This is a genomic window from Streptomyces sp. NBRC 109706 (assembly GCF_000974485.1).
Taxonomy (GTDB): domain Bacteria; phylum Actinomycetota; class Actinomycetes; order Streptomycetales; family Streptomycetaceae; genus Streptomyces.
On record NZ_BBOM01000014.1, the window covers coordinates 57,993 to 77,614 of the forward strand.

Genomic DNA, 19,622 nt, shown 5'->3' on the forward strand with positions numbered 1-19,622 from the left:
GGGCCGCGGCGTCGGGCGCTGGCCGGTCAGGGCGCCACCTCGGTGAGCGTGGCGGGGGCGGACACGGCGACGGCGCGGTCGGTGGCGCGCAGCGCCCGCAGCCGGACGCGGTGCGCGCGGTGTCGGTCGGCGGCGGCGGTCCTGAGGGCGCGCAGCCGGAACCGCTCGCGGAGGATGGTGCGCAGCACCCGCAGCCCGTCGCGGACGGCGTGCAGATTGGACTCGCCGTGGATGCGGCAGCGTTCGACGCTCGGCACCTCGGTGACCGTGAGGGAGGCGGCCGCGATACGGCAGTTGATGACGGTCTCTATCTCGAACCCGTCTCCCCAGGGGGTCTCCTCCGGTGGCAGCGTGGTGTCGGGCAGGTCCAGGTAGACCAGGACATCGCGCCAGAAGGCGTTGTAGCCGTAGCAGAGGTCGGTGTAGCGGGTGCGGTAGAGCGTGTTGACGGCGACGGTGAGCGCCCGGTTGCCGAGGCCGCGCACCACGGTGAGGTCCTCGCTCCCGCCGTCCGGCAGGTGGCGCGACCCCTTGGCGACATCGGCGCCGGCGACGAGGGTGGCGACCATCGGTTCGATCTCCCCCGGGTCGGCGGATCCGTCGGCGTCGAACATCACCAGGATGTCGCCGGTGGCGGCCTCGAACCCGCAGGCGAGGGCGTTGCCCTTGCCCTTGCGGGTCTGCTGTACGAGCCGTGCGGTCGGCATCACCCGGCGCACCGTCTCGACGGTGTCATCGGCTGAGCCGCCGTCGACCACGATGACCTCGTGGACCGGCGGCAGGGTGGGCAGGACGACTTCCAGATTTCTGGCCTCGTTGTACGCGGGGACGATGACGCTGACCGTCGGGACGTACGACCCGACGTGGGGGTGCTGCACGGTGCCTCCGTGGCTCGGGAGTCCGAAGACCTGGCGCGCGGAGGGCTCCGCGCGCAGGAGGCGAGTGCGGTACTAAGGTTAGGTGAGGCTTACCTTATCAAAACTTTATGGGGGTTGTGCTGGCGGCCGTGTGGAAACCGCACCGAAAAGCCATCTCCTCCCTCAACTCCCCCTGGGTCGCCCCCGGTCCACCCACAACAGCCAGGCCAGATAGCCGCCGCCGAGCAGGCCCGTCAGCACGCCCACGGGCAGCACGATCGGCGCCAGCAGACGCTGCGCGGCCAGATCGCTCGCCACCAGCAGCAGCGCCCCCAGCACGGCGGCGGCCGTCACCCCGGGGCCGACCCCACGGGTGAGCCGGCGCGCGAGCTGGGGGGCGGCCAGGGCGACAAACGCGATCGGCCCGGCCGCCGCGGTCGCCGCGGCGGTGAGCGCGACCCCGGTCAGCACCAGCAGCAGCCGCGCCCTGGGGACCCCCACGCCCAGCGCGATCGCCGTGACATCCCCCATCTCCATCATGGTCAGCACCTGTTGACCCGCCATCGCTACCGGCAGCAGCACCAACAGGGCGCAGGCCAGCGGCAGCGCGTGCTCCCAGCCCCGCCCGTTGAGGCTGCCCACCAGCCAGGTCTGGGCGGCGGTCGCGTCGCCCAGCGAGGCCCGGGTGAGCAGATAGCCGTTGAACGCGGTGAGCACCGCCGAGACGCCGATGCCGACCAGCACGAACTGATGGCCCGTCGCGGATCCGGCGGAGGCCACCAGCGCCAGGACGAGCGCGGCGCACAGCACCCCGCCGGCGACGGAGAACAGCGCCACCGCCAGCGAGCCCCCGCCGGCGAGCACGATGCCCAGGATGGCGCCGGTCGCCGAGCCGGCCGTGAAGCCCACCACATCGGGGCTGCCCAGCGGGTTGCGGGTCAGGCTCTGGAACACCGAGCCCGAGGCGCCGAGCGCCAGCCCGGCCAGCGCGCCCACCACGACCCTGGGCAGCCGGAACTCGACCACCACCAGACGCACGCGCGGATCGCCGCCCCCACCGGTGCCCGTCACCACCGACCACACCTCGCCCGGCGTGGTCGGCACCTCCCCGACCACCAGGGCGGCGGAGGCCACCACCAGCAGCGCGGCGAGCAGCAGGACGACCACCGCCGCCTCGCGCGCCCGCGCACCGTCGTAGCGCGGGCGGCGGAACCGGGGCCGGGCGACGGGGCTTTCCCTGGCCGTCACGCGGCGGCCCCCCGGCGCCTGGCGCCGCGCTCGGCGCGGCGCACCATGGCGACGAAGAAGGGGCCCCCGATCAGCGCGGCGACGATCCCGACCTCCAACTCCCCCGGCCGGACGACCACGCGGCCGACCAGATCGGCCGCCACCACCAGCGAGGCGCCCAACAGCCCGGACAGCCACAGCACCCACCGCTCGTCCGAACGGGCCCAGCGGCGCGCCACATGGGGCACGGTCAGCCCGACGAAGGCGAGCGGTCCCGCGGCGGCCGTCGCGGCACCGCAGAGCAGCGTGATCACCAGCAGCCCGGCGAGACGGATCGACGTCAGGTTCGCGCCCAGGGTCCGCGCCAGCTCGTCGCCGAGCACCAGCGCGTTCAGGCCCCGGCCGAGCAGCAGCGCCCCGCCGATGCCGACCGCGATGAACGGCAGCACGTCCAGCAGCACGTCCGTGCCCCGGCCCTCCAGTGAGCCGACCGCCCAGAACCGGAACTGGTCGAAGGCCCGTGGCACGGAGAGCACCAGACCATTGGTCAACGCCACCAGCGCGGCGCTGATCGCGGTCCCGGCGAGCACCAGCTTGGTCGGTGAGCCGCCGTCCAGACCACGGGAGCCGAGCAGATGCACCACCACCGAGGCCAGCGCGGCGCCGGCCATCGCCCACCACACCGTCATCGCGACCGAGGACGCCCAGGACAGCGCGAGCGCCACCGCCACCGCGGCGGCCGCCCCGGCGTTCACCCCGAGCAGGCCCGGATCGGCGAGCGGATTGCGGGTCAGCGCCTGCATCACCGCGCCCGCCAGGCCCAGCGCGGCGCCGACCAGCACGGCCAACACCGTGCGCGGCAGCCGCAGTTCCCACACCAGATCGTGTTCCGCCGCCGTCTCGTCGCCCAGCAGCGCGGCGACCACGTCGGCGACCGGCGCCGGCCGGGAGCCGACGAGCACGCCCAGCGCCGTCAGGACCAGCAGCACGACGCCGAACACCACGACCATCCAGGCCGGATGGGCACGTCGCTCCCCGACCGGGGCGGCCTCGACGGCCCGCCCGGGGGCCTCGGGCGAACGGGGCGGCGCCGTCATCCGGTCTCCCCCGCCGCCGAGCCCTCCTCCGAGCCCTCATCCGGCAGCAGGACATCGACGATCTCGGCCTCGACGATCAGCCGCCTGGTCGCCGCGCCCTCGCTGTAGTCGCAGGTGATCAGCGTGAGTTGGGCCGTGGTCGGCTCGGCGCCCGGCTGGTCGCGCACCGGCAGCAGCACGGAGACCTCCGTGGGCGCCACCACCCGGGTCCCCGTGACGGTGTACACCCAGGTGCCGACGGCGGTCTCGAAGCGGACGGTGTCGCCGGCCGCCACCTCGGTCAGCCGGTCGAAGGGACCGCCGGGACCGGAGCGGTTGTTGTGCCCGGCGACCACCGCGTTGCCGATCTCGCCGGGCAGCGCCGTTCCCGGGTAGTGGCCCGGCCCCCGGCCGAGCTGGTCGAGGGACACCCCGGCCACCACCGCGAGTTGGGGATCGTCGGTGAGATCGGGGAAGCGGAGGACGCCCACCAGATCGCCGACGACCGGCTGCGGCAGGGACCCCACGGGCACCACGGGCTGACCCGTCGCGGCGGCACCGGTCGAACCGAGCGGGGGCGCGAACCGGTCCAGCAGCTCGGCCTGCGCCTCCCGGGCGCGCGCCTCCTGCGTCCAACGCTTCGCCCCCCAGTGGCCGGCGAGCACCAGGGCCGCCACCAGGACGACGACGCCGAGCGCGAACAGCGCGGGCACGCCCCGGTATCGGGCCCGCCGCAGCAGGACCCAGACGACGGCGAAGAGCGCGAGCAGCGGAAGGACCCATGGCCAGGACTCCACCTCGGCCACGAACGAGGAGCCGGCGGCGGCCTCGTCCACCGCGCCGTGCAGCACATAGCGGCCGGCCACCAGCCCGTCCAGCGACACCGGGATGGAGTAGGTCGCGCTCCCGCCGGGTGCTACGGCGGCGACGTCCACCTCGCCGACGGGGCTGCCGCCCAGTTCGTTGCGGCCGGCCAGGACCTGGACGGTGCGGGCCGGCAGTTCCACGGTGCCGGTGTTCTGCACGGTGACGGTCAGGGTGTAGGAACGGTGGCCCAACACGGCGCCCAGCAGCCGGTCCCGCCAGCCGGAGGGCCCGTCCACGGCCGAGGCGACGACCACCCGGGGCGGCGCCGTCTCGCCCTCGCCGTCGGTCCCGGTGTCCGTTCCGGGGTCGTCCGGGTCGGCGACCGGCGCTTCGGGGACGGCCACCGGGAGGACCGCGCTGATCCCGCCGGTGAGGGTCTGGCCGCGCAGCACGCAGGGGCAGCCGCCCGGCGGCGCCACCGCCAGGAGATCACCGCTGCCGGTGCCGTCCGCGCCGACCGTGACGGTGGTCGACGCCGCCACCGCGCAGTCGGCGGAGCCCTGTTCGGCGCGCTCGCCGCAGAACGAGACGGCGACCAGCCCGGCGGGCCAGCCGGCGAGGGTGACGTTCACCCGCTCCCCCAGCGTGATGCTGGTGGAGTCGGTCTGGATCGTCGGCTCGGCCGCCGGCTCGGTCTCGTCCGCCCATGCCGCGCCCCGGAACACCACGCCCGACACGGCCAGCAGACACACCGCCACCAGGCGGACCCAGGGGGCTCTCATGGCGTCCGGCCCGGGGCCGCGCCCGGGTCGGTTCCCGTTCCCGTTTCCGTTTCCGTTCCCGTTTCGGTTTCGGTTTCGGTTTCGGTTTCCGGGCCCGGTTCCGGATCGGCTTCCGGCTTCGGCTTCGCTTCCGTTTCCCGATCGGCTGCCGGGTCCTCCGCGTCCGTCTTCTCCCGCAGTTTCGCCCGCAGTTCGGCGATGACGGCGTTGCGACGGCGCCGGCGCCAGAGCAGGAGCCAGACCACCCCGCCGAGCAGGGCCAGGGCGAGGACGAGCAGCCAGGGCACGACCCAGAGCGCCGTGCCGAACCCCTGGGCATCCAGGTCCTCGTCGAAACGGTCCGTGGTGTCGACCGGACGCAGCAGGCCGTCGACCTCAAGACGCACCCCGGCCGGCACCCCGTCCAGGACCGCCCGCTGCTCGACGACATTGCCCGGCAGCACCTCGGGGAGTTCGACGGTGGTGGTGGTCCGCCCCCAGCCGGCCACGCCGGCCGCCCCGATCTCCTGCTCCCCGGCCAGCCGGACGTTGCCGGTGTTGCGCACGCTCCAACTCATCTCGATCCGGCCGTCGAACGGGTTCCACCAGCCGCCGACATGGCGGACCTCAAGGTCCTCGATCTCAAGACGGGGTTCCAGCTCGCCCCGCACCGTCAGATACACCCGGGCGGCCACCCGCGCGTCGACCAGAACCTCCTGGCCGTCGTCCGTGGTCCGCACGCTGGGCAGCGAGGTCACCACGCCCCCGACATGGTCGCCGGGCGTCGCGTTCTCCGGGACGGTGACGCGGAACGGGAGATCCACGCGGGAGCGCGCGGGCACCGTCACCGAGCCGTCGGACGCCACCTGTTCGGACGCGACGCTGATCCAGGCGCCCACGTCCACCGGGGCCTCGGCGGTGGCGAGCAGGTCGAAGTCGCCCTCCGGGGTGTTCAGCGCGTCCGTTCCGAACACCCGGAGGGTGATGGGGTGTTCGGAGTGGTTGCTGATGCCGACGACATCGTCGACCACCGCGCCGGCGTCGACATCGTGCACGAAGTAGGGCCGTTCGCCTGGCCCTTCGGGGCCTGACGGCTGGACCTGCCAGCTGGTGGGCTCCGGTTCCTCGGCGTCGTCCGCCTGGGCGAGCGGGGCGCCGAGCTGGAACCCCAGCAGGATGAGCAGGATCACCGCCGGCGCGGCGAGACGCCGCGCCGGCGCCCGCGTCGCGCGCGGGGAGAAGGCGAGGGGCACAGGGGGCTCCAGTTGGGGCTGGCCGGAGAGTTCCGAGGAGGGACCGGAGAGTTCCGGAGGAAGAAGGGGGCGCGCCGTTCAGCCGGTGCCGTGGGGCACGGGCGCCGGGCGGGCGGCGCGCCCGTTCACCGTCTCAGGAGAGGGTGAGGGTCACGGTGGCGGTGTAGGCACCGGGCACCGTGGTGGTGGGGGCGGCGAACCGCAGGCTCGCGCCCACCTCGGCCGTAGCGCGTCCCGCGCCGGGGTCGGTGCGGGCGAGGAGGGCGCCGGCGCCGAGGCCGGTTCCCGCCGCCACCCGGTCCCCGGCGACGACATCCCGCCCGTCGCCGGTGGACACGACCTCGGGACGCCAACCGAGGTACCGGCCGTCGACGGTGGCGCCGTCGGGGCCGGCGAAGTCCGACACCTTGCCGACGACGTTCCAACCGGGGTCGGCCGAACGGGTGTCGGTCACCGTGACCAGCGGGAGGTACCCGCTCGCGGTCAGGGCGTCGACACCGGGGTTGAGCTGGGCCTCGCCAAGGTCGACGGAGGAGTCGGCGATGTTGAGGGACAGCCCGCCGTCGGTGGCGACATCGACGCCGATGTCGACGCCGACCGAGTCACCGCCACCGGGATCCGTCGGATCGGTCGGGTCCGTCGGGTCCGTGGGATCCGTGGGATCCGTGGGATCCGTGGGATCCGTCGGGTCCGTGGGATCCGTCGGGTCGGTGTGCTCGGCGAGCACGGTGAAGCGGGTGTCGTAGAACTCGGGGCTGGTGAAGTACCCGAGCATGCCCTGGACGTCGTAGGGCTCCAGGGTCTCCGGGTCCAGCCCGCCATAGCTGCCGGTGAGCAGCTGGATGTAGTAGGAGCCCGGTTCGAAGGCGACGTCCGAGGAGTTGGGGCTGCCGGAGGTCGTGCCGTCCGGCAGCTCGAAGCTGATCTCGAAGTCACCGCTGTCGGCCTCGGCGTTCACCAGCACCCAGGCGCCCTGGCCGAGTTGCGAGGCGGTGCCGCCGATGGTGCCGGGACGGGTGTCGGTGTCGGGCACGGTCTGCTGATAGGGCGCCACCCGTCGGAACTGGGTGGCGTCCTCGGTCGCCATGACCTTCAGCCCGAGGACCGAACCGTGTTCCCCGTCCCGCTTGAGCCATCCCGAGCCGCTGACGGTGATCTCCTCGCCGGGGACGAAGGTGTCCCCGGAGATCGTCAGGGTCCGGCCGGCCAGGGCACCACGACCCTCGACGGAGATGGGATCGCCGGCCGCGTGGGCCGGTTGACCTGCTATCAGGCCGGTCGCGAGGAGCCCGACCGCGGCGGCGAGCACACCCGCCACCCGGCCGGGCCGTCTTCTTGTCTGATACATGGACGACAACTCCTTCTGCCCCTTTCACGATGCGCGCCCCGCCCACCGGGGGCGGTCCCCCGGGCCGACGGTGCGACGGACGGCACCGCTCCGCCCAGGAACGCGCCAACGAGGTTAGGTTAGGCTAACCTACATGCCTACCAACGTCCGGGTGTCCCCGGTGCGGGCGCCGGCCGGCCGCACCAGACCCCATCCGCTCCGCGCCACGCTCTGCGCCGTCATATCCGCCCTGCTCCTCGCAAGTTGCGGTCTCGCCGCGAACGACGAGACACCGACGACCACCGAGGACACCCGAAGCGTCACCGACGCCCGGGGGCGGTCCGTGGACATCCCCTCCGAGCCGACGCGCGTGGTGACGCTGAGCGAACCGACCCTCGACGCGGCGCTCGCGCTCGGCGTCACACCGGTGGGCACGGCCGCCGCGCGCGGGCAGAGCAGCCAGGTGGCGAGCTATCTGCCGGCCGGCGCCGCCGAGGCCACCGTCGTGGGTCAACTCACCGCGCCCAACCTGGAGGAGATCGTCCGGCTCGACCCGGAGCTGATCCTCGTCGACGGGACCGCCGTCAACGACGATGTGCTCATCGGGAAGCTCCAGGACATCGCCCCGACCCTGTGGATCGGCGAGGCCGGCAACGCCGACTGGCGCACCGGGCTGCGTGCCGTCGCCGACGCCCTCGGCGAGAGCGAGGCCGCCGACGCCTTTATCGCCGACTACGCGCTGCGGGTCGAGGAGGTCACCGCCGCGCTCGGCGCCAACGCCGGGGCGCGCGTTTCGATCGTGCGCTGGGGACTGGCCAGCGGCGCGTTCCTGCCGCAGTCCACCTTCCCCGCGATGGTGCTCGGCGATCTGGGGCTGACCAGGCCCGAGGCGCAGAACATCGAGGGCAACGGCCACTCCGAGCAGGTGAGCATCGAGAACGTCGGGATCCTCGACGGCGACTGGATGTTCTTCTGCACCCTCGGCGGCGCCGCGGGCCCCGCGACGGCCGAGGACGGGGGCGGCGAGACCGGGGTGGAGGCGAGCGCGGAGGCGCTGCGCCGGGCCGCCGAACTCGCGGTCGGCTTCACCGAGTTGGACGTCTACCAGGCCGACCGGATCGTGCCGGTGGACGGCACCGCCTGGGGCAGCGCCGGCGGCCCGCTGGCCGCCCAACGGATCCTCGACGACGTGGCGGACCACCTCGCCGAGTGACGCCTCACCCCACTTCCCCCGCACGCGCCTCGCGCAGTTTCCCGACCCGAACCCGCGACCCGGAACGCCCGGGCCCGACGCATCTGGAGTACCGATGAGACGACGCCTCCCCCGTACGACGCGCACCGCCCTGGCCCTGGGGACCGGCGCGTTGCTGGCCCTGGGCGCGGCGCCGGCCGCCGCCGCGCCGGCCACGGTGTCCACCGCGTGGCCGGCGGCCGACGACGACTGCCAGTCCGATCCGACCACCGCGATACGCGGCAGGCTCCCGCTGTGCGGCAACCCGGCCGGTCGGACGGTGACCATCACCTCGGGCCCGGTGGCCCCCGGCGGCACCGTCACCTTCACCGGCACCGGGTTCGTGCGGGATGTCGACGGCAGGGGACAGACCGTCAACCTGCGCTTCAACGATGTGGACCTGATCGGCGGCAGCTTTGTCGCCGACGACGAGGGGAACCTCAGCGGCGAGGTCACCATCCCCGACCAGGCCACCCTGGACGCGTACCGGAGCGAGTACGGCGCCGAGCGCTTCTGGCTGCGGTTCCTCACCGGTGCGGCGGCCACGGACGGCGAGGACGACGCCCCGGCCCGGTCGTTGCACGCCTTTGTCGAGCTGGTCGACGACGGCGCGGCCGACTCCGGTGGCTCCGACTCCGGCGCCGACGGCGGCTCGGGGGACAACGGCGGTTCGGACTCCGGTGGTTCGGACGCGGGAGGTTCGGGTGACAGCGGCGGCTCGGACGCGGGCGGCGCGGGCGACAGCGGCGGCTCCGACGCGAGTGGCACGGCCGGGAGCGCCGGCGCCGAGGCGGGCTCGGGGGGACGGCTGCCGGAGACCGGCGTCGACGATTCGTCGGCCCTGACCTGGGCCGCGGCGTTGGCGGCCGGTGCGGCCGGGATCTTTGTGGTGGACCGGGCGGTGCGCCGGCGGCGCGCTCCCGCGGAGTGAGGCGTCCGGGCCCGATTCCCGCACCCGCATCCGCACTTCTTAGGTTAGCCTTACCTGAATTTGGTGTGGGCGGGGCTCCGTCCCCGCCCACACCCGTCCCGTCGCCCGCAGCGCCCGTTTCCCCGTAACCCCGTAACCCCGTAACCCCCTCATCGCCCCGGAGGCCGATCCGATGTCCGCCGAGCCCCCCGTCCTGACCCCGGCGCAGCTGCGCGCGGATGTGTACGAGCTGCTGGGCCACGAAGTCCCGGACGAGGCCCATCTCTTCGACGAGGGCCTTGACTCGGTGCGGCTGATGTCGCTCGTCGAACGGTGGCGGGCCCAGGGCGGCGAGGCGGGCTTTATCGACTACCTCCAGGAGCCGACCCTCGCGGCGTGGACGGCGCTGCTCGCCGACGACCGGTGAGCGGAGACCCCCGGGAGCGGGAGACGCTGCCCCTCACCCGTGCCCAGCTCGCCATCTGGTTCGCCGTGGCCCTGGACCCGGCCAACCCGGCGTTCGAATGCGCCGAGTACGTCGAGCTGTCGGGACGGGTCGAGGCCGAGGCGTTCCGCCGCGCGGTGGACCGTTCGCTCGCCGAGGCGGTGGGGCTGCGGGCCCGCTTCGCGGTCGTCGACGGCGTGCCGGGCCAGACCATCGCCCCGCCCGAACTGGCCCCCCGCACCCGGCTGCGCGATCTGCGCGACCGGCCGGACGACGAGGCCGCGGCCCGGTCCTGGATGGGCGAGCAGCTGACCGTCGCCCAGGATCCGCTGGCGCCGGACGCCCGGCTGGTGGACAGCGTGCTGCTGCGGCTGCGCGACCGTGACCTGTGGTTTCTGCGGATCCATCATCTGCTCGCCGACGCCTACGCGTTCGGTCTTGTCGAGCAGCGCGCCGCCAGGATCTACACGGCGGAGCGGCGCGGTCAGGCGCCGCCCCCGCCCCGGATCGCCACCCCGCACGAAGTGCTGGCCGCCGAGGAGAGCTGGCTGGCCGGCCCGGGGCATGCCGCCGATCTGGAGTACTGGGCGCGGCAGTTGGCGGGCGCCGACCGTCCGACCCGGCTCGGCCGCGACGCGGCCCCCGCGCGCCACCGGCACCACCTCGTCGCCCATCTCGGCCCCGAGCACACCGACCGGCTCAAGGCGGCGGCGACCGCCACCGGGGCCTCCTGGCCGGCGCTGGTCGCCGCCGCCCACGCCGACTACGCGGCCGCCATGACGGGCACCGGGGACGTGCTCCTCGGGCTGCCGTTGACCGGACGCGCCTCGCCGGCCGCCCTGCGTTCGGTCGGCACCCAGGTCAATGTCCTCCCGCTGCGCCTGGCGGTGGACCCGGGGCGCCCCCTGGCCGAGCTGGCCGGCGAGGTCGCCGAACGGCTGCGGCGGGCCAGGGACCACCAGGGCGCCAGGGCCGAGGCCGTCGCCAGGTTCCTCGGCGACGGGCAGGCCGTGCCGGCCTGGACGCGGGCCACCCGGATCAACCTCAAACCGTTCGACACCGCCCTGCGTTTCGGCGAGTTGACGGGCCGGGTGCAGCATCTGGCCACCGGACCCGTGGAGGATGTCGAGATCACCGTCACCGCCGAGGAGTCGACCGGCGACCTGCGGGTGGTCCTCGACGCCAACCCCGACGCCTGCACCGAGGACGAGGCACGGGCCCACCACCGGCGGCTGCTGCTGCGGCTGCGCCGGGCCGCCGCCGGCACCAGGGGGCGTCGACCGGACGGCCGTGGCCACCTCCCGGTGGCGACGGACGGCGAACGGGCGCGGCTGGCCCGGTGGAACGCCACCGACCATCCGGTGCCGGACCGCACCCTCGCCGATCTGCTCGCCGAGGCGCTCGACACCCCGGGGCCGGCGCCCGCGCTGCGCTGGGACGGCGGGCGGATGTCACGCGCCGCGCTCGCCGGGCGGTCCCGCGCGTTGGCGCACACCCTGACCGAACTCGGCGTCGGGCCGGGCGGGATCGTCGCGGTCGCCGCGCCGCGCGGCCCCGAGCTGGTGACGGCGCTGCTCGCCGTCCTGGAGGCGGGCGCCGCGTTTCTGCCGCTCGATCCGGACGCGCCCCCGGCGCGCACCGGGGAACTGCTCGACCAGGCGGCGCCCCTCGCCGTCCTGGCGGGGCCGGGGGTGCTCGCCGGTCCGCACGGCCCCGCGCTGCGCGCCCACGGACCGGTGGTGGAGGTGCCGCCGGCGGACGAGGGCGACGAGGGCGACGTCCCGGTGGCCGGACGGGTGACGCCACGGCGGCCGCTGTCCCCGTCCGATCCGGCCTATGTGCTCTTCACCTCGGGTTCCACCGGCGCGCCCAAGGGGGTGGTGGTGCCGCACCAGGGCATCGTCAACCGCCTGCTGTGGACACAGCACGCCCTTCCCCTGGGGCCCGACGACGTGGTGTTGCAGAAGACGCCGGCCACCTTCGACGTCTCGGTCTGGGAGTTCTTCTGGCCGCTGCTCGCCGGCGCCTCCCTCGCGCTGCTCGCTCCGGGCGCGCACCGCGACCCGGCCGCCATCGCGGCGGCGGTGGCCCGACACGGCGTCACCACCCTGCACTTCGTGCCCTCGATGCTGCGGGAGACCTGCGCGCATCTGCGGGCGGCCGACGAGGACCGCCGCCGGGTCGCGCCGCTGCTGCGTCGTGTCCTGTGCTCGGGCGAGGCCCTGGACGCGGGCTCCGTGCTGGCGGTCCACCGGCTCCTGCCGGCGGCCCGGCTGGTCAACCTCTACGGCCCGACCGAGGCCGCCATCGACGTCACCTGGTGGGACGGTGGCTCGGGCCGGGCTCCGCGCCCGTCGCCCGATGCCGGGTCCGTGCCGATCGGCGGGCCGGTGTGGAACACCAGGGTCGCGGTGCTCGACGCGGCGGGCCGGGAGCTGCCGCCCGGCGGCGTCGGTGAACTATGGGTCTGCGGCGTCCAGTTGGCCACCGGCTATCTGGGCAGGCCCGATCTGACGGCGGACCGCTTCGTCACCCTCGACCCCGGCGTCGCGGGCACCGGCGGGGCGACACGCTGGTACCGCACCGGCGACCGGGCGCGGTGGCGGGCGTCGGCGGACGGGGAGCCCGGCGTCCTGGAGTATCTGGGGCGTTCCGACCGGCAGGTCAAGATCCGTGGCCAACGCGTCGAACTCGGCGAGATCGAGGCCAGGTTGGCGGCCGATCCGGCCGTCGTCACGGCCACCGTGCTGGCGCTCGCGGACGCGGCGGGCGATCTGGGCCTCGCCGCCCTGGTGGTGACCGCCACAGGGGCGCCGGACGAGGCCGGTCCGCTCCGGGAACGCCTCGCCGCGCTGCTCCCGGCCGCCCTGGTGCCGCGCGTCGTGGTGACCGACGCGCTGCCGACCACCCGGCACGGCAAGCTGGACACCGGACGTGCCGCCGAGCTGGTCGCCTCGGCGGGCGCGCACCGTTCGACGGCGGTCGATCCCGGACGGGCCTGGTCCGAGCGGGCCGGCCGGTCGACGGCGGCCGTGCGCGGCGCGGTGGCCCGGGTGTTGGGGCACGACGCCTTCTCGCCGGAGGACAGCTTCTTCGCGGTGGGGGGCGATTCGCTCAAGGCGGCCCGGCTGGTCGCGGCGCTACGGCCGCTCGGCCCGGGACGCGTCGAACTCGCGGACGTCTTCGCCGGTGGCTCGTTGGACCGGCTGGTCGCCCTGGTCGACGAGGGCCCCCGGGCCGACGCCGACGGCCCCGGCACCGGCGTCGTGCTGCCGCTGCGGCCCGCCGGGCGGGAGGTGGTGGTGTGTGTCCATCCGGCCGGTGGCCTGGCGTGGTGCTATGCCCCGGTGCTGCGCCATCTGCCGCCCGATATCGCCCTGTTCGGGCTCCAGTCGCCGGTGTTCGGCGAGCCGGCGGCCGCCGGGCGGAGCCTGACGGAGCTGGCCGGACGCTATGGGGAGGAGACCGCGCGGATCGCCGACGGGCGGCCGGTGCATCTGGTCGGCTGGTCGGTCGGCGGGGTGATCGCGCACGCCGTCGCCGCCCAGGCCGGCGCCGCCGGCTTCCCGGTGGCCTCGCTGACCCTGTTGGACTCCTATCCGGCGGCGGCCTGGCGCGCGCTGCCGCCGCCCGACGACGTGGACACCGCCCGGGCGTTGGCCACCATGGGCGGGCTCGACGCGGACGCGCTGGCCACGGCGGCGGAACGGGCCGGCGGCCGGCTCACCGTCGACGCGGTTCTGACGGCCCTGCGGGCCGCCGGTTCCGCGCTGGCCACCGTGCCGGCCGGCGTGCTGGAGGCGCTGCCGACCGTGGTGGCCGGACATGTCAGGGCGTTGCGTACGCATGTGGAGCCGGTGGTGAAGGGCGATCTGACGGTGGTGCACGCCACCGGTTCCAGCGGCCCGGAACCCTTCTCGGCCGAGCTGTGGGCGCATGCCTGCGCCGGCGCGGTCCGTGCGGTGCCCTTCGCCGGCCGCCACCCCGATCTGGTCCGCGCCCCGGGGCTCGGCCTGCTCGCCGGGCTGCTGCCCCTGACGGGCCCGGCCGGGGCGGGACGCTGACGGTCGGTCGGGGCCGGGGAACGGTCGGGGCCGGCGGTCAGTCGAGGGCCGCCGTCAGGAGCCGGTGGGCGGTGCCCCGCTCCGGCAGCCCCTCGGTGTCGCCGGTGTGGGCGACGACCCCGGCGGCGATCCGGGCGCCCAGCCGTGCGGCGGCGAGGGGGCGGGCACCGGCGAGCCGCCCCGCGAGGAACGCGCCGAGGAAGGCGTCGCCCGCGCCCACGGTGTCCCGCACCCGCGTGGGGTGCGCCGGGACGTGACGCGGCCCCTCGTCCCGGAGCCAGCAGCCGCGTTCGCCGCCCTTGAGCACCGTTTCGCCGACCCCGGCGGCGGTGGCGGCGGCCAGTACCTCCACGGGGTCCGTGGTGCCGAACAGCGGCCCCGACTCGTCGTCACCGAGCAGAAGGAGATCGACCAGCGGGAGCAGGCGCCGCATCGTGGCCAGCGCCGCGTCGATGCCGAGGGCGGGGCGCAGGTTCACATCGAGCACCACCGCGGTGCCCGCGTCGCCGGCCTCCCTGACCAGCCGTTCCAGCAGCCGCCGGGGGCCGGCGCCGAGCGAGGCGGTCAGTCCCGAAACCACCACGGAACGTGGGGCGTTGCCCGGGTCGACGCGGTCGGCGGCGGAGGCGTCGAGGGCGGCTGCGGCCGAGCCGGCGCGGTAGTAGGTCACGCGCCGCCTCCCGTCGGCGGGCGTCTCGCGCAGGAACAGGCCGGTCGGGCGGTCGGGGTCGTCGGCGACCAGGGTGTCGTCGACGCCGAGGTCCCGCACGGCGCGCCGCACCCGACGCCCGGGGGCGTCCGCCCCGACGGCGGAGAGGAACGCGGCCCGGCCGCCGAACCTGGCGACGGCGGCGCACACGTTCAGCTCGGCCCCGGCGACCGAGACCGACAGCGCCTCGGCCTCCTCGATCGGCGAGGGCGGCGGCGCCTGGAGGAGGAGCATGGCCTCGCCGACCCCGACGACGTCCAGCCGGGTGCCGAGCGGTTCGGGCGCCGGCGGCCAGGTCACGGTGCCTCCCCCGCGTGCTCGATGCCGCCGGCGTGCCAGGCGGCGGTCAGCTCGGCGGCCCGGGTGCGCAGCCCCTCGAAGTCGCCGGTCGCGGTGAGGCGGTCGGAGACGAGGTGGCCGCCGACGCCGACGGCCCGGCAGCCGAGGGCCGCGTAGGCGCGGGTGGCGCGCGCGTCGACGCCGCCGGTCGGTACCAGCGGGACGTCCCCGAGCGGCGCCCGGACGGCCCTGACATAGGCCGCTCCGCCGAGCGCGTCGACGGGGAACACCTTGACGGCGGCGGCGCCCAGCCGCCAGGCCGTGTCGATCTCGGTCGGGGTCATCGCGCCGCAGAGCACCGGCACCCCGGCCTCGCCGGCGAGGTCGAGCACCGCCGGCGAGGTGGTCGGGGTGACCAGGAACTGCGCCCCGCACCGCACCGCGCGGCGCGCCTCGTCGGGGGTGCGCACGGTCCCGGCGCCGACCGAGGCGGCGCCGCCCGACTCCCGCCACCGCGCGATGGCCGCCTCGGCCCCCGGGGTGGTGAGGGTGACCTCCAACGCCGGTACGCCGGCGTCCACCAGGGCGGTGCGGATCTCGTCGGGCGGGGCGGTGTTCAGCCGCACGATGGCGACGACGCCCGTCGGGCACGCGTGTCCGCTGTTCCCGGCGTTCATCCCTTCACCGATCCCGTCGCCATCCCCTTGGTCAGGAACGGTTCGAGCAGCAGGAAGAGCACGACCATCGGCACCATCGAGATCAGTCCGACGGCCATCAGCCCGGACCAGTCGACGCTGAACTCGCCGATGAAGGAGGCGATGCCGACGGTGACGGTCCAGCCGTCGGGGTTGCCCATCAGGGTGCGGGCGAAGAGGAAGTCGCCCCAGGTGAGGATCGAGGCATAGGTGAAGGTCGCGGCGATGCCGGGCTTGAGCAGGGGGACGATCACCCGCCACAGCGCCCCCGCCCGTCCGCAGCCGTCGATCATCGCGGCCTGTTCGATCTCGACCGGAACGGCGTCGACAAAGCCCTTCATCAGCCAGGTCGTGAACGGAACGGTGGCCGCGATATTGACCAGGGTGACCGACCACAGGTTGTTGACCATGCCGAAGTTGGCGAAGAGCACAAAGATCGGAATGATCAGCAGCGTGCCCGGCAGCATCCGGCTGAACAGCAGGGCGAAGCCCATCGTCTGCTGGCCCCTGGTGCGGAAGCGGGAGAGGCTGTAGCCGCCGAGCGTGCTGATCACCGTGGAGATGACGGCGGCGCCCAGGGTGGTGACCACGGAGTTCCACAGCCACTTCAGCACGGGCACATCGCTGAGCACGGTGCGGTAGGCGTCGACCGAGGCGACGTCGGCGGGCGGGACCAGCGGCGGATCGGAGACCAGCAGCCGTTCGGAGGGGACGATCGAGGTCATGATCATCCAGTAGACGGGGAACATCAGCACGGCGGTGACCGCGATCGCCAGGGCGAGCAGGGACCACCTGCGGGGGCGGGAGAGTGTGGTGGACATGGGTGCTCCTGTGGTGAGAAGGGCCGGTTCAGCCGAACTCGCGGCGCACGGACCGGCCGGCGGCCGCCAGCAGGGCGCCGCAGATCGCCATGGTCACGATGCCGAGCGCGGCGGCGATGCCCATCTCGAAGAACTGGAAGGCCTCGTTGTAGATCCGGATGGCGAGCGTCTGGGTGGCGTCGTTGGGGCCGCCGCCGGTGAGCGGGAAGATGAAGTCGAACTCGCGGAAGACCCCGATGCCGGTGATCACGATGGCCAACGACGAGGCCGCCCGGACGGCCGGCCAGGTGACATGGGCGAACTGCCGCAGCGGCGAGGCGCCGTCCATCCGCGCGGCCTCGTACAGCTCGCCCGGCACCGACTGGAGCTGGGCCAGCAGGATCAGCACGAAGAAGGGGTAGTACTTCCAGATCGTCGGCAGGATCACGGCGAACATGGCGGTGTCGGAGTCGACCAGCCAGGCGACGTTGCCGTCGATGACGCCGACCGTGCGCAGCAGGTAGTTCACCACGCCGTAGGAGGCGTCGAGCATCCAGCTGAACGCCGCGCTCACCACCACGCCCGGCACCGCCCAGGGCAGCAGGACCAGTGGCCGGATGATCCGGCGCCCGGGGAACGCCTTGTTGAGCAGGACGGCGAGGCCGAGCCCGATACCGAACGCGGGCAGTACGACGCCGAGGGTGTACACCATCGACCGCACGATGTCGTTGACCAGACCCGGGTCGGTCAGGATCTCGCCGTAGTTGTCGAACGTGAGCGGGTTCTGGTCCAGATTGAGCAGATCGGAGATCTGGCCACCCCGGAGGCTCAGGTCGATCGCCACATAGAGCGGATAGGCCATCAGCAGGCCGACGACGGCGAGGGTGGGCGAGAGCGTCAGATAGGCGAACGCGCCCCGACGTCGGTGCGCACGCCGCAGCGCGGGCGAGGTCTCGGACGTGGTCGGCGGTGCCGGGACGCGTGACGTCGACTTCGGTTCGGTGCTCATCTGGACTCCATGGCCTGCTCGAGCTCGTCCTGCAGGTGGGCGGCGATCGAGGCGGTCGACTCGCCGGTGGTGATCAGCGCCGTGGCGGCGGCCGACACGATGTCGCTGATCCGGCCGAACCGCTCGCGGTGCTCCTGGTGGCCGGGGAAGATCGACACGGCCTCGTCCGCGAGCCGCTGGAAGAGTTCGAGCTGCGGGGTCTCGGCGACGGCCTCGGCGGTGACGGAGTCGGCCCGTGGCGCGGGGTTGGTGGTCACTTCGGTGTAGCGGCGCTGCCACTCGGGGCTGCTGGCCAGCGCGATGAACTCCCAGACGGCCTCGGCCTTGTCCGGGTCGATGCCGGCGGGCATGTGGATGCTGTTGGAGACGCCGCCGGGGACCCGTGGGAACGGTGCGCGGGCGACGTCGAGATGGGGGCGGACCGCGTCGCCGGCGCCGGCCAGCTCGTTCAGGAAGAACGGGCCGTCCAGCAGCATCGCGATCTTCCCGGTGAGGAAGAGCTCGTTGCGCTGCTGGGACTGGATGCCGCGCGGCGCCTGGGCGAGGGCCCGGCGGTAGAGGTCGAGGCCGGCGATCGCCCCGTCGCTGTCGGCGGTGAACCGGCCGTCGTCGGTGGAGAGTTCGGCCCCGGAGCCGACGACAAAGGCCGCCAGCTCGGTGTAGTTGTCGGGGTTGGGCGCCGTGGTGGCGCCGAAGCCGAAGATCCCGTCGCCGGTGATCGCCTCGGCGGCGGCGATCATCTCCTCGGGGGTGGTGGGGACCCCGGCTCCGACGGATTCGAGCAACCGCCTGTTGTAGTAGAGGTTGTAGCCGTAGCCGAGCAGCAGGACACCGTGGTTCTCGCCGTCCAGCGCCATCTCCTCCTGCAACGGCGTCCAGCTGTCCAGGATGTCGGTGGACCGCAGGCGGTCCTCCAGCGACGCCAGCCAGCCCCGGCCGGCGAACTCGGCGGCGTTGCGCGCCGGGAGGTGGGTGATCGCGGGGCGGTCGTTGGCGGCGAACCGGATGGTGAGCTGGTCGACATAGCTGTCGAACGGCAGCGAGTAGAAGTCGATCCGCACCTCGGGGTGGAGCCGTTCGTACTCGGCGATCAGCTCGTTCCACCACAGCGAGAACGTGCCCTCGACGGCCTGCCAGGAGGGGAACTCCAACACGGTCCTGCCGCCGGCCGATCCGCCGCGCGAACCGCAGCCGGCGAGCGTGGCGCCCGCGGTGGCCGCGAGCCCCATGGCCAGCAACTGCCGCCGGGAAGGGCCCGAGGGACGGTTGCGCGCCGCCATCACGCGACACCGCCCGAGGTGCGGGGCGTGACGGGGGCCCCACCGGCCCGGTGGGGGTGCACGGCGGGGCCGGTGTAGCCCAGGGCCGTGCTGACCTCGTCGGCGGTCTCGATCACGCGTCCGGCCAACTCGCCCTCGCGGTGGTCGATGTCGACGGCCGACAGCGAACCCGAGATCGAGATGGCCGCGACGACCTCCCCCGAGGTGTCCCGGATCGGCGCCGCCACACAGGCGCGGCCCAGGGCCAGCTCCTCGACCTCCGTGGCGTAGCCGCGCTCGCCGACCAGCGCGATCTGCGCGTCCAGCTCCTCATGGGTGCCGACGGTCCGGCCGGTGAACCTCGGCAGCTCGGGAAGGAGCGCGCGGCGCTCCTCCGGGGTGGTGCCCACCAGCAGGCACTTGCCCATCCCGGTGGCGTGCAGGGCGTTGCGCTGCCCGGCCAGCGTCATCGCCTTGGGGGCGAGCGCTCCCTCGTAGTTCGCGAGGTAGAAGACGGTGCCCCGGTGCAGGACGGACACGTTGACGCCGAGCCCGAGCAGCGCGGCCGCCTCCTGGGCGTGCGGGCGGGACGCGCGGTAGACCGGATGCTGGTTGAGCGCCGAGCCGGCCAGGGTGATCAGCCCCGTGCCGAGCCGGTAGAGCCCTGACTCGGCGTCGCGCTCCACGTATTCGAGCGATTCGAGCGTCGCCAGCATGCGGGACGTCGTGGACTGTCCGAGCCCCGCGCGGGAGGAGACATCGGCGACCCGGAGCGGTCGTCCGTCATGGAACGCGGCGAGCACGGCCGCGGCGCGTTCCACGCTCTGGTTCGTGCTCGTGCCCTGCTCAGCAGCCATGGCCAACTCTCCTACATCCGGAATACTTGCGATACGCGTTGGATACTGCATTAGGC

General features: G+C 74.2%; 16 protein-coding genes. 4 read left to right on the top strand and 12 right to left on the bottom strand.

Annotated elements, in window-relative coordinates:
- Positions 1-26: 26 nt before the first annotated feature.
- The 6 genes from AOM46_RS29910 to AOM46_RS34850 form a co-directional block, all read right to left on the bottom strand.
- Positions 27-878 (bottom strand): glycosyltransferase family 2 protein, encoded by an 852-nt coding sequence (locus AOM46_RS29910; protein WP_067226714.1) that lies wholly within the window; start codon positions 876-878, stop codon positions 27-29.
- A 162-nt stretch (positions 879-1,040) separates the two neighbouring features.
- Complete coding sequence (locus AOM46_RS29915; RefSeq protein WP_062217590.1) at positions 1,041-2,105, bottom strand: iron chelate uptake ABC transporter family permease subunit; 1,065 nt, start codon at positions 2,103-2,105, stop codon at positions 1,041-1,043.
- Positions 2,102-3,181, bottom strand: a complete 1,080-nt coding sequence (locus AOM46_RS29920; RefSeq protein ID WP_067226716.1) for an iron ABC transporter permease — start codon at positions 3,179-3,181, stop codon at positions 2,102-2,104. Before AOM46_RS29920 ends, AOM46_RS29915 begins: the two co-directional genes overlap by 4 nt.
- Positions 3,178-4,749, bottom strand: a complete 1,572-nt coding sequence (locus tag AOM46_RS29925) for a sortase (protein ID WP_062217593.1) — start codon at positions 4,747-4,749, stop codon at positions 3,178-3,180. Before AOM46_RS29925 ends, AOM46_RS29920 begins: the two co-directional genes overlap by 4 nt.
- On the bottom strand, positions 4,746-5,981 hold the full coding sequence (locus AOM46_RS29930; protein WP_062217596.1) for a WxL protein peptidoglycan domain-containing protein: 1,236 nt from the start codon (positions 5,979-5,981) through the stop codon (positions 4,746-4,748). The genes AOM46_RS29925 and AOM46_RS29930 overlap by 4 nt, the downstream gene beginning before the upstream one ends.
- A 133-nt stretch (positions 5,982-6,114) precedes the next feature.
- Positions 6,115-7,329, bottom strand: a complete 1,215-nt coding sequence (locus AOM46_RS34850) for a hypothetical protein (protein WP_062217599.1) — start codon at positions 7,327-7,329, stop codon at positions 6,115-6,117.
- Between the two features lie 133 nt (positions 7,330-7,462).
- On the opposite strand from AOM46_RS34850, the gene AOM46_RS29940 reads away from it, so the two are divergent.
- The 4 genes from AOM46_RS29940 (at position 7,463) to AOM46_RS29955 (ending at position 13,958) form a co-directional block, all read left to right on the top strand.
- Positions 7,463-8,521 (top strand): ABC transporter substrate-binding protein, encoded by a 1,059-nt coding sequence (locus AOM46_RS29940; protein ID WP_062217602.1) that lies wholly within the window; start codon positions 7,463-7,465, stop codon positions 8,519-8,521.
- Between the two features lie 94 nt (positions 8,522-8,615).
- Positions 8,616-9,470: an LPXTG cell wall anchor domain-containing protein gene (locus AOM46_RS29945; RefSeq protein WP_062217605.1), complete on the top strand. Its 855-nt coding sequence runs from the start codon at positions 8,616-8,618 to the stop codon at positions 9,468-9,470.
- A 172-nt stretch (positions 9,471-9,642) separates the two neighbouring features.
- Complete coding sequence (locus tag AOM46_RS29950; protein WP_062217608.1) at positions 9,643-9,876, top strand: phosphopantetheine-binding protein; 234 nt, start codon at positions 9,643-9,645, stop codon at positions 9,874-9,876.
- Positions 9,873-13,958, top strand: coding sequence for a non-ribosomal peptide synthetase (locus AOM46_RS29955; RefSeq protein WP_062217611.1), 4,086 nt, complete (start codon positions 9,873-9,875; stop codon positions 13,956-13,958). The genes AOM46_RS29950 and AOM46_RS29955 overlap by 4 nt, the downstream gene beginning before the upstream one ends.
- A 37-nt stretch (positions 13,959-13,995) precedes the next feature.
- Here AOM46_RS29955 and AOM46_RS29960 read toward each other — a convergent pair whose 3' ends face one another.
- The 6 genes from AOM46_RS29960 to AOM46_RS29985 are packed head-to-tail and all read right to left on the bottom strand — an operon-like array spanning position 13,996 to position 19,566.
- Positions 13,996-14,967, bottom strand: a complete 972-nt coding sequence (locus AOM46_RS29960) for a sugar kinase (protein WP_062217614.1) — start codon at positions 14,965-14,967, stop codon at positions 13,996-13,998.
- Complete coding sequence (locus tag AOM46_RS29965) at positions 14,964-15,623, bottom strand: bifunctional 4-hydroxy-2-oxoglutarate aldolase/2-dehydro-3-deoxy-phosphogluconate aldolase (protein ID WP_062217617.1); 660 nt, start codon at positions 15,621-15,623, stop codon at positions 14,964-14,966. The genes AOM46_RS29960 and AOM46_RS29965 overlap by 4 nt, the downstream gene beginning before the upstream one ends.
- On the bottom strand, positions 15,620-16,462 hold the full coding sequence (locus tag AOM46_RS29970; RefSeq protein ID WP_062217620.1) for a carbohydrate ABC transporter permease: 843 nt from the start codon (positions 16,460-16,462) through the stop codon (positions 15,620-15,622). Before AOM46_RS29970 ends, AOM46_RS29965 begins: the two co-directional genes overlap by 4 nt.
- A gap of 28 nt (positions 16,463-16,490) precedes the next feature.
- A complete protein-coding gene (locus tag AOM46_RS29975; protein ID WP_062217623.1) occupies positions 16,491-17,450 on the bottom strand; it encodes a carbohydrate ABC transporter permease in 960 nt (319 codons plus the stop codon).
- A complete protein-coding gene (locus AOM46_RS29980; RefSeq protein ID WP_062217625.1) occupies positions 17,447-18,730 on the bottom strand; it encodes an ABC transporter substrate-binding protein in 1,284 nt (427 codons plus the stop codon). The genes AOM46_RS29975 and AOM46_RS29980 overlap by 4 nt, the downstream gene beginning before the upstream one ends.
- The gene (locus AOM46_RS29985; RefSeq protein WP_062217628.1) at positions 18,730-19,566 is read right to left on the bottom strand and encodes an IclR family transcriptional regulator; all 837 of its coding nucleotides are present in this window, start codon (positions 19,564-19,566) and stop codon (positions 18,730-18,732) included. Before AOM46_RS29985 ends, AOM46_RS29980 begins: the two co-directional genes overlap by 1 nt.
- Positions 19,567-19,622: the final 56 nt, after the last annotated feature.

Coding starts and splice junctions, on each gene's coding strand:
- AOM46_RS29950 (WP_062217608.1), top strand. CDS start 9,643: ATGTCCGCCGAGCCCCCCGTCCTGACCCCGGCGCAGCTGCGCGCGGAT.
- AOM46_RS29945 (WP_062217605.1), top strand. CDS start 8,616: ATGAGACGACGCCTCCCCCGTACGACGCGCACCGCCCTGGCCCTGGGG.
- AOM46_RS29980 (WP_062217625.1), bottom strand. CDS start 18,730: ATGGCGGCGCGCAACCGTCCCTCGGGCCCTTCCCGGCGGCAGTTGCTG.
- AOM46_RS29965 (WP_062217617.1), bottom strand. CDS start 15,623: ATGAACGCCGGGAACAGCGGACACGCGTGCCCGACGGGCGTCGTCGCC.
- AOM46_RS29975 (WP_062217623.1), bottom strand. CDS start 17,450: ATGAGCACCGAACCGAAGTCGACGTCACGCGTCCCGGCACCGCCGACC.
- AOM46_RS29985 (WP_062217628.1), bottom strand. CDS start 19,566: ATGGCTGCTGAGCAGGGCACGAGCACGAACCAGAGCGTGGAACGCGCC.
- AOM46_RS29920 (WP_067226716.1), bottom strand. CDS start 3,181: ATGACGGCGCCGCCCCGTTCGCCCGAGGCCCCCGGGCGGGCCGTCGAG.
- AOM46_RS34850 (WP_062217599.1), bottom strand. CDS start 7,329: ATGTATCAGACAAGAAGACGGCCCGGCCGGGTGGCGGGTGTGCTCGCC.
- AOM46_RS29970 (WP_062217620.1), bottom strand. CDS start 16,462: ATGTCCACCACACTCTCCCGCCCCCGCAGGTGGTCCCTGCTCGCCCTG.
- AOM46_RS29925 (WP_062217593.1), bottom strand. CDS start 4,749: ATGAGAGCCCCCTGGGTCCGCCTGGTGGCGGTGTGTCTGCTGGCCGTG.
- AOM46_RS29940 (WP_062217602.1), top strand. CDS start 7,463: ATGCCTACCAACGTCCGGGTGTCCCCGGTGCGGGCGCCGGCCGGCCGC.